Below are 17,358 nucleotides of genomic sequence, written 5' to 3'. Positions count from 1 at the left end.
ATACGACGCACCCGATCCGACGTCCTCTTGGGGGAAGACGATGACCGACCCGACCGCCTCATCCACCGATTCGATCGCCCAGTTCGCCGCCGATCTGCGACGCCTCCGCCTCGACGCGGGCAGTCCCACGCTGGCCAAGCTGCAGCACGACACCGGAATCTCTCGTACCGTGCTCTCGGATGCCTTCGCCGGCAAGACGCTGGCCTCCTCGCGCACGGTGGCCTCGCTCGTGCGCGCCTGCGGCGCCGACCCGACGGTGTGGCTGCGCCGACGTGACGAACTCGTCGCGCTGCAGCGCCCGCCGGCAGCGGACGGCCCCGCGCCGGAGGCGATCCCGCCGCGGCGCACGGGGATCTCACGGCGCCGCGCCGCCCTCATCGGCGCGGCCGGCTTCGTGGCGGGGGTTGCGGCGAGCGTCGCCATCACGGTGATGCTCCTGCCGGTGCTGGTTCCCGCGCCCAGCGCCGCGGCCCAGGGCGCACAGATCGCCGTATCCACCGGAGAGGACCCGGCACTGACCGCCTGCGTCGACGACGCGCGCGTCGCCACGGGCGACACCCGCGCCGACAACTCGCTGCTCGAGATCGTGTGGTCGGACAAATGCCAGGCCGGATGGGGGCGCATCACTCGCTACGACGGGCTGGCCCACGGCAACACCGTCACGATCGCGATCTATCCTCAGACCGCCGCCGACGGTCCTGACCGCCAGGAGGCCACGGAGCACGACGTGCAGAGCGCGTACACGACGCTCGTCGTGCGCCCCAGCCCCGACACGCTGCTGTGCGCCGAGGGGAGCTTCACGATCGACGGCAAGCGCATCGATCTCGGCGACCCGGTCTGCACCTGATCCTTCGACATCGCCCGCGGCCTTCCGGGGCTGCGAAGCACGCTTCGCTGCCACGGTCGAGCGCGCGCCGTCGGCCACCGCGCCCCGTCGCGACGAGGAGAGATCCGATAGCGGCGACGAATCGCGCACTCGGCCTCACCTAGGCTGGGGCGCATGAGCGAGCAGCCCTCCCCCACCGCCGCCGCGATCGGCCGAGCCGTGCGTGAGGAGCGCACGCGCCGTCAGCTCTCGACGCGCGCGCTGGCGGCGACAGCAGGCGTCTCGCAGCCGTTCCTGACGAACGTCGAGAACGGCAGGGTCATGCCCAGCATCGCCTCGCTGTACAGTCTCGCCGGAGCCCTCGGCGTCTCGGCCGCGGCGCTGTTGCCCGAGCAGCCCATCCGGCTCGAGGTCGTCCGCGCCGGCGGCGGCTCCCGCATCCCGATGCGCGACAGCGGCGAGAGCGCGGAGACCTACACGCAGCTGATCGCCGGCGCGCGCGGGCGCCAGCTCGGTGCCTATCGGTTCGAGCTCGCGGCCGGATACGAGGACGTGACCTATGCGCACGACGGCGAAGACATCGTGCACGTGCTCTCCGGCTCCCTGATCTACCGCTACGCCGACCACGACGACGTCGAGCTGCACCCCGGCGACACCCTCTGGGTCGACGCGCGCGGCGAGCACTCCTGGGTGGTGCCCGCCGCGCAGCGCGGCATGACCGAGCTCCTGCTCATCACGGCCGCGGGCGCGACGCATCGCCACGGCTCAGACACCGGCACCGAGCGATAACTCACACGAATCGTTACATCGACGGCGGCATGCGGTCACACCCGCGAAACACGCGGTTCCTAGCGTGGCCGCATGCCCACCAAACAGCTCGTCCTCGGCGCGTTCGAGGAGTTCACCCCCAACTTCATCGGCAACAGCTGGCACCACGAGCGCGGCGACACGGCCGCCTTCGCCACGCTCGAGTTCTGGACCGACATGGTCACCAAGCTGGATGCGGCGGGCTTCGACTTCTTCTTCATGGCCGAGGCCATCGGCTACCCCATGAACGACGCCGGCGAGGTGCCGGAGGCCGTCATCCGCGAGGCCGTGCAGTTCCCCGTGCACGACCCGCTCACGATCATGTCGGCGCTGGCGGCGGCGACGCCGCGCATCGGCTTCGTCGCCACCGCATCCACCACCGCGCAGCAGCCCCTGCTGAACGCGCGCACCTTCACGACGCTCGATCACCTCACCGGTGGTCGCATCGGCTGGAACATCGTCACGAGCGACAACCAGCAGGCGCTCGTACGGCTGCTGGGGCGCACGCAGGTGACCCCGCACGACGAGCGCTACGCCGCCGCGACCGAGTTCGTCGACCTCGACCTGGAACTCTGGGAGGGCGCCTGGGAGGACGACGCCGTACGCGCCGACAAGAAGAACAAGGTGTTCGCCGATCCGAGCAAGGTGCACCGCATCCGCCGCGACGGCACGTACTTCACCTTCGACGGCTACTTCCCCGCGACGCCGTCGCCGCAGCGCACGCCCACCCTGTTCCAGGCGGGCACCTCCGAGGCGGGTACGACCTTCGCCGCGCAGTACGCGGAGTGCGTGTTCACGCAGGACCGTAACGCCGCACGCCTCGCGGCGGGCATCGCGCGCCTGCGTCAGAAGGCCGTGGATGCGGGGCGCCCCGCCTCATCCATCAAGATCGTCAACGGCGCGTCGTTCATCATCGCCGACACCGAGGAAGAGGCCCAGCGTCTGCGCGCCGAGCTCAACACGACGGCTACCCGCGAGGCCACAGCGGCTCTCTTCCTGGGGTGGTCGGGGGTGGATCTCGCCAGCTCGACCCCGACGCGACCCTCGACGACGTCTCGACGGAGGTCGGCCACACCATGCTCGCGATGTGGCGCAACCCCGACGGCACGAGCCCGACGATCGGCGAGATCCTCGACTCGCTGCCGTCGACCTTCGGCGGCATGAAGTTCACCGGCACCGTGACCTCCGTCGCCGACCAGGTCGAGGCGTTCGTCGCCGAGACCGACGTCGACGGCTTCCTCGTCGAGAACTGGTACGGCGGCATCGAGGGCTACACGGAGTTCACCGACCAGCTCATGCCGGAGCTGCGCCGCCGGGGCCTGCTGCCTGAGACGCCCCGCACCGGAACGCTCCGCGAGATGCTCACCGACGCCGACGGCCCGCGCCTTCCCGACTGGCACCCCGCCGCCCGCTACCGGCGCTGACCCGCGTTCCGGCGGCACCCGCATCCGCTCGCTTCGTCGGAGAATGCGCCGGATGTCGGAGGATTCCGCGCGCATCCTCCGACATCCGCGTGAATCTCCGACGTTCGACGGACGCCAGGCCGGGACTTCCGGCGGCGCTTCCCGCTCAGGCGGGGCGGACGACGAGGGTGTGCTGGAGCGACTCGGCACTGACAACGGGCGGCACGTGCTCGGGGAAGTCGGCCGCGTACTTCGCCTCGTAGGCGGCGGAGACCGCATCCTGCACCGGGTCGTCGGCGGCCACGCGCTCGAATGTCACCGCGACCCGCGGGTCGTCGAGGGCCGCCACCGGATCCTGCTCGGCACGCGCGCCGTCGGCGAGCGTGAACGCCGCCGGACGCCCCGACACCGCACGGCGGAACCACGCCGTCTTCTCGCCGTACGCGGCGCGCACGTAGGCGGCATCGCCGACGACGACGGCCCAGATGGGAGTGGCGACGGCGGTGCCGTCGCGGCGGGTCGTGACGACGGTCACGGTGGAGGTGGCGTCGAGGTGAGAGAGCAGCGCATCCGTCATGCCCCGAGCCTAGGACGCGCCGTTCCCAACAGTGCGCCCGGTTCCGCGGGACGGATGCGGCGGCACTCGCATCCGCTCACGAACGTCGGAAATGAGGCCCACCGTCGGAGGTTTCCGCCCCGATCCTCCGACATTCGCGCAATTCTCCGACCGGCGGATGCAGGAGGGCGGCGGCGGATGCGGGCGACCGGCGGATGCGGGCGACCGGCGGATGCAGGAGGGTGACCGCCGGATGCGGGAGGGCGCCGGAGGCGGGAGGCCGCCGGACGCGGCACGGGCGTGGCGGACGGCGGCCCCGGTCAGGGCGCGGGCGGGCGGGCGACGAGCAACTCGCCCTCCCCGGTCACCGCCACCTCGCCCTCGGCCGCGGCGACCAGGAACACGCATCCCGCCGGAGCCTGTTCCCCGGCGATCTCGAGCACGCCACGGGTCACCACGAGCACCGCGAACCCTGCGGCGAGACGCACCGCATCCGTCACGCGATGCCGTTCGAGCCGCACGAACGGGTCGGCCTCGGGCGGGAACACGGATGCGGGGCGCGCCGCGAAAGGCGCGTGCTGCACGAGCCGCGCGAGCTCCGCGGGTGCGCGACGGTCGAGGTTCACGGCTTCGAGCGCTCGGGCGAAGCCGAGGCCGAGGTGGCCGTCGCGGGCGCCGTCGAGCTCGAAGCCGCGCCACTCCAGCAGGATCGAGAGATCCTCGGGCTGCTGCAGCTCCAGTAGGAGCACGCCCTCGCCGATCGCGTGGAGCTCCCCGGGCGGAATCCACACGACATCGCCCGGTCGCACCGGCACGGTGTGCAGCAGATCGAGCAGCGCCGCCGTGTCCTGGTTCTCGACGAGGTCGTGCAGTTCGCTGGCCGCCACGGGACGACGCAGGCCCACGTGCACCCAGCCGGCGCGGAGGATGTACCAGCCCTCCGCCTTGCCGTGCGCGTGCCCCAGCCTCTCGGCGGCGAACGCGTCGTCGGGGTGGGCGTGCACGGGCAACCGCTGCCCGGCATCCAAGAGCTTCACGAGCAGCATGGGATCGCCGCCCCACCGGGCGACGTGCGCGTCGCCGAGCCAGTGCACGGGGTCGGCGGCGATCTCCTCGCGCAGCAGGGCACCGCCGGGCAATCGGCTCAGCCCGACCTCGCGCTCACCGAACACGGTCGTGCACGAGGCGATCCAATCCTCCGGTTCGTGGCTCGCCGCGGGCGCCTCGCGGCGGAAGTCGGTGATCGCGCGCCCACCGCGGTAGAAGCGGCGGGCGGGCCGGTTCGACGGCAGCCGCACGATCATGCTCATGCCAGGAACCCGCCGACGAACGTGTCACCGAGGCCGATCGTCGTCGGGTGGGCGACCTCGACGCGGTACGCGGCGACGCCCACCGCGCCGGGAAGGCGGCGCGCCACCTCGGACACGACCCGTTCGCCGTCCGGATGCCGGTCGAACCCGGCCGTGGCCGCCATGTCCTCGGCGGTGGCGGCGTCGCCGAGACGGTAGCGGGTCGCCGCGAGCCGCACGGCGTTCTCGAGCGCGCCTCGGTAGCGGCCGGCCTCTGGCCCCGTCGCGATCGCCCAGTAGCGCGTGTGCACGACGAGCGCCGGCGCGGCGATCAGCCGCTGTGCCACGGCGAGCGCGTCGGCCACATCCGCGGCGTCGGTCAGAGACACGGGCCGCCGGACGTACTCCTGCAGCTCGTCCTCGTTCATGCCGTGCACGTCGATGACGTCGCCGAGGCGCGCGCGGACGATGTCGGAGAACTCGCGGCGGTAGAAGCCCGCATCCTCGTAGTAGACGAGCGCATCCGCGGGCAGGCGCGTCATCGCCGCCCGCAGGTCGTCGAGGCGCGAGCGCAGCAGCGCCTCGTCCTGCATCGTGTTGAAGCCGGAGACGAGGAAGGCGTCGGCGTCGGCGAGCGCGTCGGCCAGCTCCGGCGCCAGCGCCATCTCGCGGTTGGGCGCATCGTTCGCGAAGATGATCCGGTTCGGAGCCGGTGCGATGATCTCGCCGTCGACGAGCACGACGCGCGCGCCCGCCGGGTACTGCACGATGAGGTGCGGGTCGAGCGTGTCGCGGGTCGCCGAGCAGACGTAGGCGAGCTCGGGCGGCAGCAGCCGCCGCACGTTGTCGTCGATGCTCACGAGGTGCTGCACGCTCGGGATGCCGAGCCGCGCCAGCGCGAGCCCCGCCCGCACGCCCGTGCCGCCCAGCGTCACCCGCGTCTCGAACCGCGCGGCGAAGCGCGTCACGATCTCGGATGCGGCCACGAACCGCTCCCCGCCGCCGCCGGCGGCCAGGAAGCCGAGTACCGTGACGACGAGCGCGCGCTCGTCATCGATCGGCGCCGCAGTGGTCAGCTCGCCCCGGCGCACGCCGTACGCGCGCGCCAGCTGCTCGAGCACGGCTGCATCCCATCGCACTTCGTAGTCGACGGTGCCACCGAGCCCCAGAACGAGCTTTCCCACCACGGCGCCTCTCTCGTGAGTCCTGTGACCTGTGACGGTCAGTACAGCGCGGCCTTGCCGGTCGCTCCGAACAGATCGATCTTCTCGGCCGCGGTCACCTTCAGCGCCGCGATCGCCCCGGGCTGGATGGCGTTCGGCTCGCGCAGACGCTCGTCCGTACCGAGGATCTCGCGCATCCTGTTGTGGTACGAGACCTTGATGTCGCTGGAGATGTTGATCTTGTTGACGCCCAGCTCCACCGCGCGACGCAGCTCGGAATCCGGGTTCGCCGATCCGCCGTGCAGCACGAGCGGGATACCGACGGCCGCCTTGATCTCCTCCAGCAGGTCGTGACGCAGCTCGGGGTTCTTGTCGGCGGGGTACAGGCCGTGCGAGGTGCCGATCGCGATCGCGAGGCTGTCGACGCCGGTCTCCTCGACGAAGCGCACCGCGTCCGCCACGTTCGTGTAGATGATCTCCGCGGCACCCGACTCGCCGTAGCTGTCGTTCGCGCCGATGGTGCCGAGCTCACCCTCCACCTGGATCCCGACGGCGTGCGCGGCCTCGACGACCTTGCGCGTCAGTGCCACGTTCTCCTCGAACGGCAGGAGCGAGGCGTCGATCATGACCGAGGTGAAGCCGGACTTGATGGCGACGATCATCTGCTCGTAGCTGCCGCCGTGATCCCAGTGGATCGCGACGGGAACGGAGGAGCGGTGGGCGCGGGAGTGCATGGCGGCGATCAGGTCGGTGGTGATGTGCGAGACCTCGTCCGGGTGGATCGCGATGATCACCGGGGCCTGCTTCTCCTCGCTGATGTCCATGACGCCGTTGAACATCGCCCAGTCGCTGATGTTGAACGCGGGGATGGCGAAGTTGTGCTCGTTGGCGACGTCGAGGATGGACTTACCGGTGTACAGCACGATGGATTCTCCTTGAGTGGGATGGGTGACGGGACGTCGGGAACAAACGGGAACGGTGCGGGTCAGCCTTGACCGAGCCGGCGGTCAGGCCGCTGATGAAGAAGCGCTGCAGCACGAGGAAGAGGATCAGCACGGGGATCGAGCCGAGGATGCTCATCGCCATGATCTGGTTCCACTCGTACGAGTGCTGACCCATGAGCAGCTGGATGCCGATCGGCACCGTGCGCATGTCGGTCGTGCGGGTCAGTGTCAGGGCGAACAGGTACTCGTTCCACGCGATCATGAACGTGTAGATGCCGACCGAGACGATGCCGGGTACCGAGATCGGCACCAGCACGCGCCAGAGTGCGGTGAACGAGCCCGCTCCGTCGACCCGGACGGCCTCGTCGAGCTCGCGCGGCAGGGTGTTGAAATAGCCGGTCATCATGATGATCGCGTAGGGCAGCGTGAACACCATGTACGTGAAGATGAGGCCCGGGTAGGTGTTGTACAGCCCGAGTGCGACCATCAGCCCGAAGTACGGGATCAGCAGCGTGATCGGCGGCACGGCCTGCACGCTGACGATGACGACGTTCAGCACCCGCTTGCCGCGGAAATCGAAGCGGCTGAACGCGTATGCCGCCTGGATCGCGACCAGCAGGGTCAGGATCGTCACGGCGCCGGCGACGATGTAGCTGTTCAGGAAGAACCGCATCGTCTCGGCGTTCGTGAAGATCTTGACGTACGCGTCGAACGAGAACGCGTCGGTCACCAACCGCGGCGGGCTCTCGAAGATCTGGGTGTTGGGCTTGAAGGAGCTCGACAGCATCCACAGCACGGGGCCGGCGGCGAAGACGGCGCCCGCCACGAGGCCCACGAGCAGAAGCGTGCGCGCGAGACGGGTGCGCGAAGCAGTGGTCATCGACATGTCAGTCCCTCGCCTTCTGGTGGCGCACATAGAGCACGGCCAGCACCATCGACATGAGCAGCACGAGCACGGCGGATGTGGCCGCCAGCGAGAAGTCGTACTTGGCGAACGCGAGCTTGTAGGTGAACGTGCTGAGCATCTCGGTCACATCGATCGGACCGCCGCCGGTGGTCATCCAGATGAGCGCGAACTGCTGCGAGGTCCAGATGAGATCCAGCAGCACGAGGCTGACGATGATCGGGCGCAGCTGCGGCACCGTGACGTTCCAGAAGCGCTGCCACGCGGTCGCGCCGTCGACGGTCGCCGCCTCGTAGAGATCCTGCGGGATGCCCTGCAGACCCGCGAGGAGGCTGACCATGAAGAACGGGTAGCCCGCCCAGATGTTGATGAAGGTGACGGTGCCCAGCGCCAGCTGCGGCGAGGCGAGCCACTCGATGTTCGTATCGAGCAGGAAGTTGATGACGCCGTTGGGGGCGAGCAGCATCCGCCACAGCACTGCGATGACGGCAGCGGTGAACAGCCACGGCAGCACGTAGAGGGCGCGGAAGATGGTGCGGGTGACGCCGCCGAGGAGGCGACTGTTGAGCATCATCGCGAAACCGAGCCCCAGCACGAGGTGGGCGGCGACGCTGACGACGCTGAAGAAGATCGTGTTGCCCGTCGCCTTCCAGAAGCCCGGGTCCCCGAGGACCGTCAGGTAGTTCTGGATGCCGACGAACTCCGGTGGGGGGCCGAGGATCGCGCTGTCCTGCAACGAGTAGCCGACGACCATCACGATCGGCACGACCATCAGGATGAACAGCAGGATGAGGGTGGGGGCGAGGAAGCCGTACGACTCCGTCGTGCGCCGCAACTGGCGACGCTTCTTGCCGGGCGGCCGGCCGGTGACGAGTGTCTCCGTGTCCGGCGCGGTCAGCGCTCTGAGTGTCATGCTCGGTCAACTCCTGACGTATCCGGGTGCCGCACCGCGAGGTGCGGCACCCGGTGGCGGAAAGGGATCAGAACTCCGCCGTCCAGCTTCTCCTGCGCCTTCTTCAGCGCGTCGGGGATGGACTGCTGTCCGTCGAGGGCGGACTGCAGCTGCTCGCCGAGCTGACGCATGAGGTCCTCGGCCACGGGGAGGCCGGTGAACTCGTTGGCCGGGTAGCCCGCCTTGTAGATCTCGAACGCGGTCTTGAACAGTGCGTCGTCGTTCACGAAGTCGGGCTCCGAGCCGGTGTTGCCGGGGAAGGCCTTGGCCATCGTCGACAGCTTCGAGTTGGTGTCCTTGCTCATCAGGAACGCCACGAGCTTGGCCGCCGCATCCTTGTGCTGCGAGTTCTCCGCCACGCCGATGCCCCACGAGGCGTAGGGGATGCCGCGCTCACCGGTGAAGCCGTCCTCTGCGGGGATCGCCGAGATCGAGAACTTCAGGTCGGGGTTGTTCTCGCGGATCAGGTTGATGTGTGCGAGCGAGTCGATCATCATGCCGACCCGGCCGTTGGTGAACTCCTCGACCTTGTCCTGCTCCTTCATCGTGAAGCTGCCGGGGGCGATCACGCCCTCGTTCCACAGGTCGCCGATGTACTCGACGGCGCTCGTGACGTCGTCGTTGGTGAGGTCCGGCTTGCCGCCGTCGAGCATCGTGCCGCCCGAGGCCCAGACCCACGACATGACGTCGTTCTGCACGCCGTTCGGCGCCTCGAGCGAGAGCGGCAGCACCCAGCCGTGCACGTCGCCGCCGAGGGCGGTGATCTTCTTGGCCGCATCCTCGAACTCGGTGCGGGTGGAGGGCGGTGCGCTCACGCCGGCCTGCGAGAGCAGGGCGTCGTTGGTGAACATCGGGTAGACGAAGTTGACCACCGGGATCATGTAGGTCTTGTCGTCGACCTTGATCTGGGCGGCCAGCTCGCTCTCGTCGAAGCCGGCGTCCTTCAGCAGCGGACCGAGATCGGTGATGACGCCCTTGGACGCGAAGTCGTTGACCCATGCGCCGTCGAGACCGACGACGTCGGGCATCGTGCCGGATGCGGCGCCGGCGAAGAGCTGTTCCTTCGTCGATGCGTACGGGCCGCTGACGAGGTCGACCTTGATGCCGGGGTTGGCCTGTTCGAACTCATCCATGAGGGCGCGGAACTCGCCGTCGGGGAGTTCAGGCTCCCACCACTGCGCGAATTCGATCGTGACGTCGCCGCCGCTGTCGCCCGAACCGCTGCCGCCCGACGAGCAGCCCGTCAGAGCCAGAAGCGTGGTCGCCGCGGTCGCGACACCCATGAGCATGATTGCGGTACGGCGTCCTCGCCGGAATGCGGACATGTCTCTCCTCTTCGAGATGGTGCGGCATTCCGCTCATTTCTGCAGCTTCATGCCTGTTTAAGCAAGATTATGCAGCGCTGCCTGCATCCCGTCAAGACACGGAATGGTCACGAGAACCCCCGAAAGACGGGGTTCTTGGGAGCTTCGCGATGGACTCTCGGTCCAGAAAGTTGCGGATGCGTGCGGCTGTCTCCGCCGTTTTGTGCAGTCCTGTGCTAGATATGAGGCCATGGACGCGCAGCGCAAAAGCACCTCTCGCCGGCTGCCCGCCGGACGCAAGGCGGATCTCGCCGCCTACGTGGAGGAGGTCGGGCAGGTCACGGTCGCCGACCTCTCCGCGCACTTCGGGGTCTCGATCGACACCATCCGCCGGGATCTCGACGAGCTCGATCGCCAGGGCGCGCTCGTGCGCACGCACGGCGGCGCGATGAGCGCGTCGGAGGGGCCGGGTCGTGACCGCGGACTGGATGTGCGCCTGCGGATGCAGGTGCCCGAGAAGGAGAAGATCGGCAAGCTCGCCGCCGAACTCGTCGACGACGGCGCGGTGCTCATGATCAACGGCGGAACGACCGTGCTCGCCCTCGTCCGGGCGCTGCGCAATCACCGCGACCTCACGATCGCCACGAACAACCTGCGGGTTCCCGCGGAGATCCCGCCGAGCGTGTTCCGCGACCTGTACGTCTTCGGCGGCGCCGTGCGCACGATCACCCAGGCGACGACGGGCCCTGTGAGTCTCGCGATGACCTCGGCCGGCCCGGATGTGGACATCCGCGCCGACATCGCCTTCGTCGCGGTGGGGGCGGTGGACGCATCCGGGTACTCCGCATCCAACCTCGGCGACTCGACGATGATGGCCGAGATGATCCAGCGCGCCGATCGCACCGCCATCCTCGCTGACTCGACCAAGCTCGGACGCCGCCTGTTCGCGCAGGTGACGGCCCTCGAGGGCGCCGACTACCTCATCACCGACGCTCCCCCGCCCGCCGACCTCGCCGCGGCCCTCGCCGCCGCGGGCGTCACGGTCATCTGCGACTGAGCCTCAGGCGCGATCGCGCCGCCTACTGCCGACCCGTCCGGTCGGAGAAAACGCCCCGCGTCGGAGGTTTCGGCCCGCATCCTCCGACATTCGCGCGATTCTCCGACCGGCGGATGCGGGCAGCCGGCGGATGCGGCCAGGGATCGGCGGATGCGCCCCACGGATGCGGGCGGCGACCGGCCAGCAACCCGGTGAGCCGATGCCTGCGAGCGCAAGGGGTCAGCGGGGGTCCGGAACGGACTTATGCTGAGCGCGATGTCCACAGCTCTCGTTCCCCCGTCGAGGTCGTGATCCCCTGGCGGGACGCGCCGACTCGCCGCGCACCGTTCGCGCTCGTCCGCCGCTGGTACGAGACCCATCTGCCCGAAGCGTCGGTGCGCACCATCGACACCGACGACGACGTGTTCGTGCTCGCCGCGTGCCGCAACCTCGCGATGCGCACCGCGCATCCGGATGCCGTGGTCGTGATCGGCGACGCCGACACCCTGCCCGACGAAGAGCCGCTGCGCGCCGCGATCGCCGCTGCGCGCACGAGCGGACGAGTGCATCTGCCCTACGACGAGTACCGCTGGCTCGGCGCGAGCGGCTCTGCCGAGTACGCGGCCGGCACACCGCTCGTCGAATGCACCGTCGAGCAGTACGTCGAGGGGGCCTGCTCCGGCGTCTACGTGGCGACCCCGCAGACCTGGTTCGCGCACGGCGGGCAGGACGAGGCGTTCCGCGGATGGGGCTTCGAGGACGCGGCCTGGTACCTCACCCATCAGGCCGTGCTGGGCGAGCCGCCCCGCCGCCACGCCGGGCGCGTCTACGCGCTGCACCACGCGGCCGAGCAGCGCGTGGGCGCCGGCTACGAGGCCAACGAGGCCCGCATGGGTCTCTACCGAGCCGCGGCCAGCGACCCCGGCGCCATCGCGCGCCTCGTCGGCATCTCCTGATCCGCCGGGAACAGCCTCTGACCCGCGCGGGGCACCCGGATCCGTCCGGGACACGAGCATCCCTTCATCGAACGAGCTCGGCGATCGGATGCTCGCTCGGCGATCGGATGCTCGCTCGCGAAAGGGGCTCGGGACAGCGGGCTCGGGACCGCGGGCTCGGGACCGCGGGCTCGGCGCAGCGGGCTCAGCAACAGGGGCTCGGCACCAGCGGCTCGGCACCACGGGCTCAGCACCACGGGCCCGGCGCCCACCGGCTCGGCACCACGGGCTCAGCACCACGGGCCCGGCGCCCACCGGCTCGGCACCGCGGGCTCGGGACGGCGGGCTCGGCGCGCCACCGGCTCGGCACCACGGGCCCGGCACCACCGGCTCGGCACGACGGGCTCGGCACCACGGCCTCGGCACCACCGGCTCGGCACAGCGGGCTCGGCGCAGCGGGCTCGGCGCAGCGGGCTCGACGCAGCGGAGCGCGAACGGGTTCAGGCCAGCGCGTCGAAGGCCCGGAGCGGGCCCGGGCGCTCACGGCTGTCTCGCAGCATCCGGGCGCGCAGTGCGGGCGCGGCCGCATCCGGCTGCAACTGACGCGCGACGGCGTCGGCCAGCTCTCCGGCGCTCGCGCGATTGGGATCGCACGCGATGCCCACTCCCGTGCGCTCCAGCGCCGCAGCCCCCGCGAACTGATCCGTCGAGAACGGCAGCACCACCAGCGGCACACCCTGCGCGCACGCCTCGGTGACGGAGTTGTTGCCGCCGTGGGTGACGGCGACGGCCGCTGAGCCGAGCAGGCGCACCTGCGGCAGGTACTCGCGCACGAGCCACTCGGCCGGAACGTCGCCCCACATCGAGGTATCGGCGACGCCCGTCGCGATCGCGGCGCGCACGCCGAGCGCGCGCAAGGCCTCGACCACCCGGGCCAGCACATCGTCGCGCACCGAGAGGAAGCTGCCGAAGCTCACGTACACGTACGGTTCGCCCTCGTCGATCCAGCGCGAGATCGACGGATCGACGAGCTCCTCACGCAGCGTCGAGCCGAGGAAGGCCCCGGCCGCCATGGCGCGGCCGTCCCCGTCGGCGAGCTGCTCGGGGTAGTTGTAGAGCACCGTGTCGCCGTGCGACGCGAAGGCGTCGGCCACGACGGGGGCCGCGGGATCGATCTCGGATGCGGCTGCGTTCCACTGCGCGGTGAATCGCTCGGACACCTCCGCGGCCAGCGTGCGCAACGCCGTCAGGCTCGCCGCATCGGGATCGAAGGCGCGGGGCCAGAACGGCGGCACGCCGTAGAGTTCCCCGGCACCGGCAGGGCGGTCGGGTGGCCGAGCACGACGTCGCCGTACGCGACACCGGCGGCCTGCATCGCCATCCGCGCACTGAACGCGAGGTGGTCGACGAGGATGCGGTCGGGCCGCACCCGGTCGATGATCTCGAGCGTCCGCCGGCCGCGGCCCACCGGATCCCACATCAGGTCGGTCAGCCGTTCCCGCGCCTGGTAGGTGAGCGTTTCGACCATGCCCCGGCGGGTCGCGGAGAAGAACCCCTCGAGCGAGGAGGCCTCGTCCGCCTGCTGCTGAGCGGTGCGCATGACTCCCGCGTTCGCGCCGCGTCCGAGCGACAGCTCGACGTGCGCGAACCCGGCATCCGCCACGATGGGCGCCGTCGCGGGCCCGGTCGCCACGGTCACGTCGTGCCCGCCGTCCTGCCAGGCCGTGGCGAGGGTCGCGAGCGGCAGCAGGTGCGAGGCGTAGTCCGGACTGATGACGAGCAGTCTCACGAGGGCAGCACCGCCAGCCGGGCGAGGTACGCATCCTGCGAGGCGACGGCCTGGTAGAGCGGGGCGAGCGTCGCCGCCATCGCCTGGATCGTGAACCGCTCGGCGACCATCGCGTGCGAGCGCTCGGCGACGGCATCCGGGTCGACCTTCGCGTGGGCGAGCGCATCGGTGATCGCGGCGACGAAGCGCTCGCGGTCCCAGGTCGGCGCCAGGAATCCGGTGCGACCGGGTTCGACGTAGGTGGCGGGGCCTCCCGCGTCGGGCGCCACGACGACGAGCCCCGTCGCCATGGCCTCCAGCAGGGCGATGCCGAACTCCTCCTTGATGCTCGCGCAGACGTATACGCCGTGAGGCGCTGCCAGGCCGGGGAGTCCCGCACGAGCGGCCGCCAGCCACAGCGCCGTGACGCCGTTCGGGCGGTGTCCGGGAAGCAGGAGGCCGTGCGCGGCACGCTCGGCGGCCGGGACGATCGCGTCGATGCGCTCGAGCTGCTCCCGCTCGTCGACGGACGGATGCGCGAGGTCTCCGCCGACGATGAGCAGGTTCGTGCTCGCGGCGAGCGCGGAACCGTGCCACGCCTCGACGAGCGACGCCATGCCCTTCACGCGGTGCAGGCGCCCCACGCTGACCAGCAGCGGCAGGCCGCGGCGCTCCTCGGGCAGCTCGGCGAGCAGCCGCTCGAGCTCTTCCAGGCCCGCCGGGGCGTCGCCGTCGGCACCGCGGGCCGCGACGCGCGACACCGCGTCGTCGACGACGGCGAGGTCGACGCCTTCGGCGACCACGGTGTGCCGCTCGGCGTGCGCGGTGATGTCCACCCCGACGAGCCGCTTCATGTCGTCGGCGAGCGTCGGGCGGGGAAAGAGCACCGTGTGCTCGGCGCCCGCTGCGAGCGACTGCACGAGTCGGGCGCGGAACCAGTAGTGCTCGCGCAGGTCGGCCTCGCCGAAGCCCTCGCGCGTGAGCTGACCGGATTCCTCGAGCGACGTGATCACGGAGTGCGGGTCGGGCGCCAGCGTGAAGACGGTGGGGATGCCGAGTTCGCGGGCGACGTCGGCCGCCGCGAGGCTCCCGACATCCGCCATGCGCAGGTGCAGCACGTCGACGCGGCCCGCCGCGCGCAGCACCCGGCGGATGCCGCGACGTGCCTGGACGCGCAATCCCCACGCTGCGGCGGAGGGAACCGGCGAGGCCGCCATGGGCACGCGTCCGAAGCGGTGCCCGCCGCGGGTGCCCGCGACGTCCAGGAGATCGCTCGCGGCCTGGTCGATGCTGCCGCGGCCGAGGGTGATGACGCGCTCCACGAGTCCGGAGTCGTCGGCGACCAGCGCGTCACCCAGGCGCACGAGCAGCGTCGCGATGCCGCCGTTGTCGCCGGCGCCCGCCGTCGCCAATTGCGCATCCATGTCGGCGTGCAGGAACAACTGCGCGATCGTGCGGGGCGCATCGGCGGCATCCGGCTTCGGGGGCACGAGATCCAGCAGCGCCAGCCGCGCCACCGACGCCAGCCGCCCCGTGGTCGACATGAGCTCGTCGAGCGTGCTCTCGACGCCGGGTTGACCCGGCCGCTGACCCAGCGCCGCGATCGCGGCTTCGCGCACCGCGGGCTCTTCCCGCTCGTCGCGGGCGATCGCGATCAGGGGCCTCGTCGCCAAGGGCGCGCGCACGAGACCGAGGGTCTCCACCAGGCGCGCTCGGGCGGAGGGGTCGTCGGTCGACACCAGCGCGGCCTCGAGCGCGACGGCCAGCACCTCGCCCGAGGGGACCGACCAGCCTTCGAGCGTGCGCTGGGCGAGCATGGCGGAGAACCCGCCGGCGGCGACCATCGCGATGAGGCGCCCGACCGCGTCGAGCCGGGGCAGCCCCTGCGACAGCGCCCATGCCGCGTGCTCGCGCACGTACGCACGGCGATCCGACAGCAGCGCCGCCAGCATCCGTCCGGCTTCCTCGTCGGTCATCGCTCCCAGCGCGTGCACCGCTGCCAGCGCGCGCACGTCATCCTCGCTCGCGAGCGCCGCGGCCAGATGGCGCAGCGAGCGCACCCCCGGCTCGCGACCCGCCTCGAACGCCAGCTCGTCGGCGCGACGCAGCGCATCGACGATCGTCGGAGCGCTCTGCACCGCATCCATGGACGTCTGAATCCCCACGTCCCACTTCCCTTCGCCGTCGCCGGACGGCCACGAGCGAATCGATCGTAGAGAACACGTCTGAACAGCAGGCTAGCGTTGAGCCGCACCCTTTCCCCCGCTACGATCCCGGAGCCCGCGTGAGCGTTCTTGCCATCGGCGATGTCGGCGTCGTCGACGACCTGTTCCATGTCGGCGACGAGGCGATGTTCGACGCCGCCGTCGTCGAACTCCGCCGCCGCGGCATCGAGACGGTCGGCATCTCCTCCGCCCCCGCCGAGACGCGCGCACGATATGGGATCGACGCCGTCGACCGACTCGGTTTCGCGGGGCTCGATCCAGACGCCGCGGCCCGCAGGGCCGAGCAGTTGGTGGATGCGGCGACCGGGGGAACCGAGCTCGCCGCCGATGACGCGGCCCGGGGCGTCCTCGCGGCGCTCGGCACGGTCACCGGCGTGCTGCACACCGGCGGCGGCAATCTCGCCTCGCGGTGGCCCGTGCACATCTACGAGCGCACGACCCTCACCCGGATGGCGGCCGCACGCGGGCTGCCGATCGTCTTCAGCGGCCAGACCTTCGGACCCGACCTGACCGCAGCCGACGAGGCCCGGCTGCGTGCAGCGCTCGCGGACGCCGCGCTCGTCGGCGTGCGCGAGGGCAACACCGAGGCCCTGGTGCGCTCCTGGGGGCTCCGCCCGCGCAGGCAGGTCGACGATGCCTCCTTCCTCGATGCCCCCGCCGTCGCGCCCGCATCCGGACCGCTGCTCGTGAGCCTGTCCGGCTGGTACGCGCATCGCCCGACGGATGCGGTCGACGCCGCCCTTGCCCACATGATCGACACGGCCGCCGAGCACACCGGCGCGCCCGTCGTCTTCCACGCGCACTTCGGACCGCTCACCGACGGCGACGTGCGCGGCGACGTCGTCGTGCACGAACGCGTCCGCGCTCATCTGCGCAGCCCCAGCAGGTTGGAGACCACGGCGGACACGGCTCACGCGGTCTCCCTCGCGCGCTCGGCGCGCCTGCTCATCAGCTCCGCTATCACCCCGTCGTGTTCGCGGCGCCGTCCGGAGTGCCCGTGCTGGCCCTTGCGGCAGACGAGTACACACGGATCAAACTCACCGGCGCGCTGGAGCCTTGGGGCCAGGACGGCGTGATCGACATCGACGACGCCGCGGCCGCATCCGCGACACTGCCGGCTCTGATCTCGCGCGCGGCATCGCTCCGTGATGCCGCGACCGAACGGTTCGACGCCCACCGCACGCGGGCGTCCGAGTGGTGGGACCACGTGGCGGCGACCCTCGGCTGAGCCCTGGGGAAACTCCAG

18 protein-coding genes are annotated in these 17,358 nt (G+C 70.9%); 8 read left to right on the top strand and 10 right to left on the bottom strand.

Annotated elements, in window-relative coordinates; genetic code table 11:
- Positions 1 to 40 precede the first annotated feature (40 nt).
- From AC1VNH_RS13925 to AC1VNH_RS13910, 4 genes are all read left to right on the top strand, one after another.
- Positions 41 to 847 carry a DUF2690 domain-containing protein gene (locus tag AC1VNH_RS13925; protein ID WP_483112057.1) on the top strand — a complete coding sequence of 269 codons (807 nt, stop codon included), beginning with the start codon at positions 41 to 43 and terminating at the stop codon, positions 845 to 847.
- A 153-nt stretch (positions 848 to 1,000) separates the two neighbouring features.
- Entirely contained in the window at positions 1,001 to 1,615 is a 615-nt protein-coding gene (locus tag AC1VNH_RS13920) for a helix-turn-helix domain-containing protein (RefSeq protein WP_483112056.1), read from the top strand.
- 72 nt (positions 1,616 to 1,687) lie between these two features.
- Positions 1,688 to 2,797 carry an NtaA/DmoA family FMN-dependent monooxygenase gene (locus AC1VNH_RS13915; protein WP_483112054.1) on the top strand — a complete coding sequence of 370 codons (1,110 nt, stop codon included), beginning with the start codon at positions 1,688 to 1,690 and terminating at the stop codon, positions 2,795 to 2,797.
- Positions 2,719 to 3,057, top strand: coding sequence for a hypothetical protein (locus AC1VNH_RS13910; protein ID WP_483112052.1), 339 nt, complete (start codon positions 2,719 to 2,721; stop codon positions 3,055 to 3,057). The genes AC1VNH_RS13915 and AC1VNH_RS13910 overlap by 79 nt, the downstream gene beginning before the upstream one ends.
- A gap of 145 nt (positions 3,058 to 3,202) precedes the next feature.
- On the opposite strand, the gene AC1VNH_RS13905 is transcribed toward AC1VNH_RS13910, so the two are convergent.
- From AC1VNH_RS13905 to AC1VNH_RS13875, 7 genes are all read right to left on the bottom strand, one after another.
- Positions 3,203 to 3,613, bottom strand: a complete 411-nt coding sequence (locus tag AC1VNH_RS13905) for a DUF2255 family protein (protein WP_483112050.1) — start codon at positions 3,611 to 3,613, stop codon at positions 3,203 to 3,205.
- A 299-nt stretch (positions 3,614 to 3,912) separates the two neighbouring features.
- The gene (locus AC1VNH_RS13900; RefSeq protein ID WP_483112048.1) at positions 3,913 to 4,902 is read right to left on the bottom strand and encodes a class I mannose-6-phosphate isomerase; all 990 of its coding nucleotides are present in this window, start codon (positions 4,900 to 4,902) and stop codon (positions 3,913 to 3,915) included.
- Entirely contained in the window at positions 4,899 to 6,068 is a 1,170-nt protein-coding gene (locus AC1VNH_RS13895) for an ADP-dependent glucokinase/phosphofructokinase (RefSeq protein ID WP_483112046.1), read from the bottom strand. Before AC1VNH_RS13895 ends, AC1VNH_RS13900 begins: the two co-directional genes overlap by 4 nt.
- 35 nt (positions 6,069 to 6,103) lie before the next feature.
- Entirely contained in the window at positions 6,104 to 6,967 is an 864-nt protein-coding gene (locus AC1VNH_RS13890) for a ketose-bisphosphate aldolase (RefSeq protein WP_483112044.1), read from the bottom strand.
- Positions 6,951 to 7,874, bottom strand: a complete 924-nt coding sequence (locus AC1VNH_RS13885) for a carbohydrate ABC transporter permease (RefSeq protein WP_483112042.1) — start codon at positions 7,872 to 7,874, stop codon at positions 6,951 to 6,953. Before AC1VNH_RS13885 ends, AC1VNH_RS13890 begins: the two co-directional genes overlap by 17 nt.
- A 1-nt stretch (position 7,875) precedes the next feature.
- Entirely contained in the window at positions 7,876 to 8,805 is a 930-nt protein-coding gene (locus AC1VNH_RS13880) for a carbohydrate ABC transporter permease (RefSeq protein ID WP_483112040.1), read from the bottom strand.
- A complete protein-coding gene (locus AC1VNH_RS13875; protein ID WP_483112037.1) occupies positions 8,802 to 10,169 on the bottom strand; it encodes an ABC transporter substrate-binding protein in 1,368 nt (455 codons plus the stop codon). Before AC1VNH_RS13875 ends, AC1VNH_RS13880 begins: the two co-directional genes overlap by 4 nt.
- A 229-nt stretch (positions 10,170 to 10,398) precedes the next feature.
- On the opposite strand from AC1VNH_RS13875, the gene AC1VNH_RS13870 reads away from it, so the two are divergent.
- Positions 10,399 to 11,205: a DeoR/GlpR family DNA-binding transcription regulator gene (locus AC1VNH_RS13870; protein ID WP_320435156.1), complete on the top strand. Its 807-nt coding sequence runs from the start codon at positions 10,399 to 10,401 to the stop codon at positions 11,203 to 11,205.
- A gap of 287 nt (positions 11,206 to 11,492) precedes the next feature.
- Complete coding sequence (locus AC1VNH_RS13865; protein WP_483112035.1) at positions 11,493 to 12,140, top strand: hypothetical protein; 648 nt, start codon at positions 11,493 to 11,495, stop codon at positions 12,138 to 12,140.
- 479 nt (positions 12,141 to 12,619) lie between these two features.
- Here AC1VNH_RS13865 and AC1VNH_RS13860 read toward each other — a convergent pair whose 3' ends face one another.
- From AC1VNH_RS13860 to AC1VNH_RS13850, 3 genes are read right to left on the bottom strand one after another with little or no spacing between them, the layout of a single operon-like run.
- Complete coding sequence (locus AC1VNH_RS13860) at positions 12,620 to 13,414, bottom strand: glycosyltransferase (RefSeq protein WP_483112033.1); 795 nt, start codon at positions 13,412 to 13,414, stop codon at positions 12,620 to 12,622.
- Complete coding sequence (locus tag AC1VNH_RS13855; RefSeq protein ID WP_483112031.1) at positions 13,366 to 13,908, bottom strand: hypothetical protein; 543 nt, start codon at positions 13,906 to 13,908, stop codon at positions 13,366 to 13,368. The genes AC1VNH_RS13860 and AC1VNH_RS13855 overlap by 49 nt, the downstream gene beginning before the upstream one ends.
- Positions 13,905 to 16,052 (bottom strand): glycosyltransferase, encoded by a 2,148-nt coding sequence (locus tag AC1VNH_RS13850; RefSeq protein WP_483112029.1) that lies wholly within the window; start codon positions 16,050 to 16,052, stop codon positions 13,905 to 13,907. Before AC1VNH_RS13850 ends, AC1VNH_RS13855 begins: the two co-directional genes overlap by 4 nt.
- A 119-nt stretch (positions 16,053 to 16,171) precedes the next feature.
- On the opposite strand from AC1VNH_RS13850, the gene AC1VNH_RS13845 reads away from it, so the two are divergent.
- Positions 16,172 to 17,188, top strand: coding sequence for a polysaccharide pyruvyl transferase family protein (locus tag AC1VNH_RS13845; RefSeq protein ID WP_483112027.1), 1,017 nt, complete (start codon positions 16,172 to 16,174; stop codon positions 17,186 to 17,188).
- Positions 17,185 to 17,340, top strand: coding sequence for a hypothetical protein (locus AC1VNH_RS13840; protein ID WP_483112025.1), 156 nt, complete (start codon positions 17,185 to 17,187; stop codon positions 17,338 to 17,340). Before AC1VNH_RS13845 ends, AC1VNH_RS13840 begins: the two co-directional genes overlap by 4 nt.
- Positions 17,341 to 17,358: the final 18 nt, after the last annotated feature.

This window comes from Microbacterium sp. KU4F, from assembly GCF_056868075.1.
Note: the sequence above shows the minus strand (reverse complement) of the source record. Positions and strands in the feature narration are given on the sequence as shown.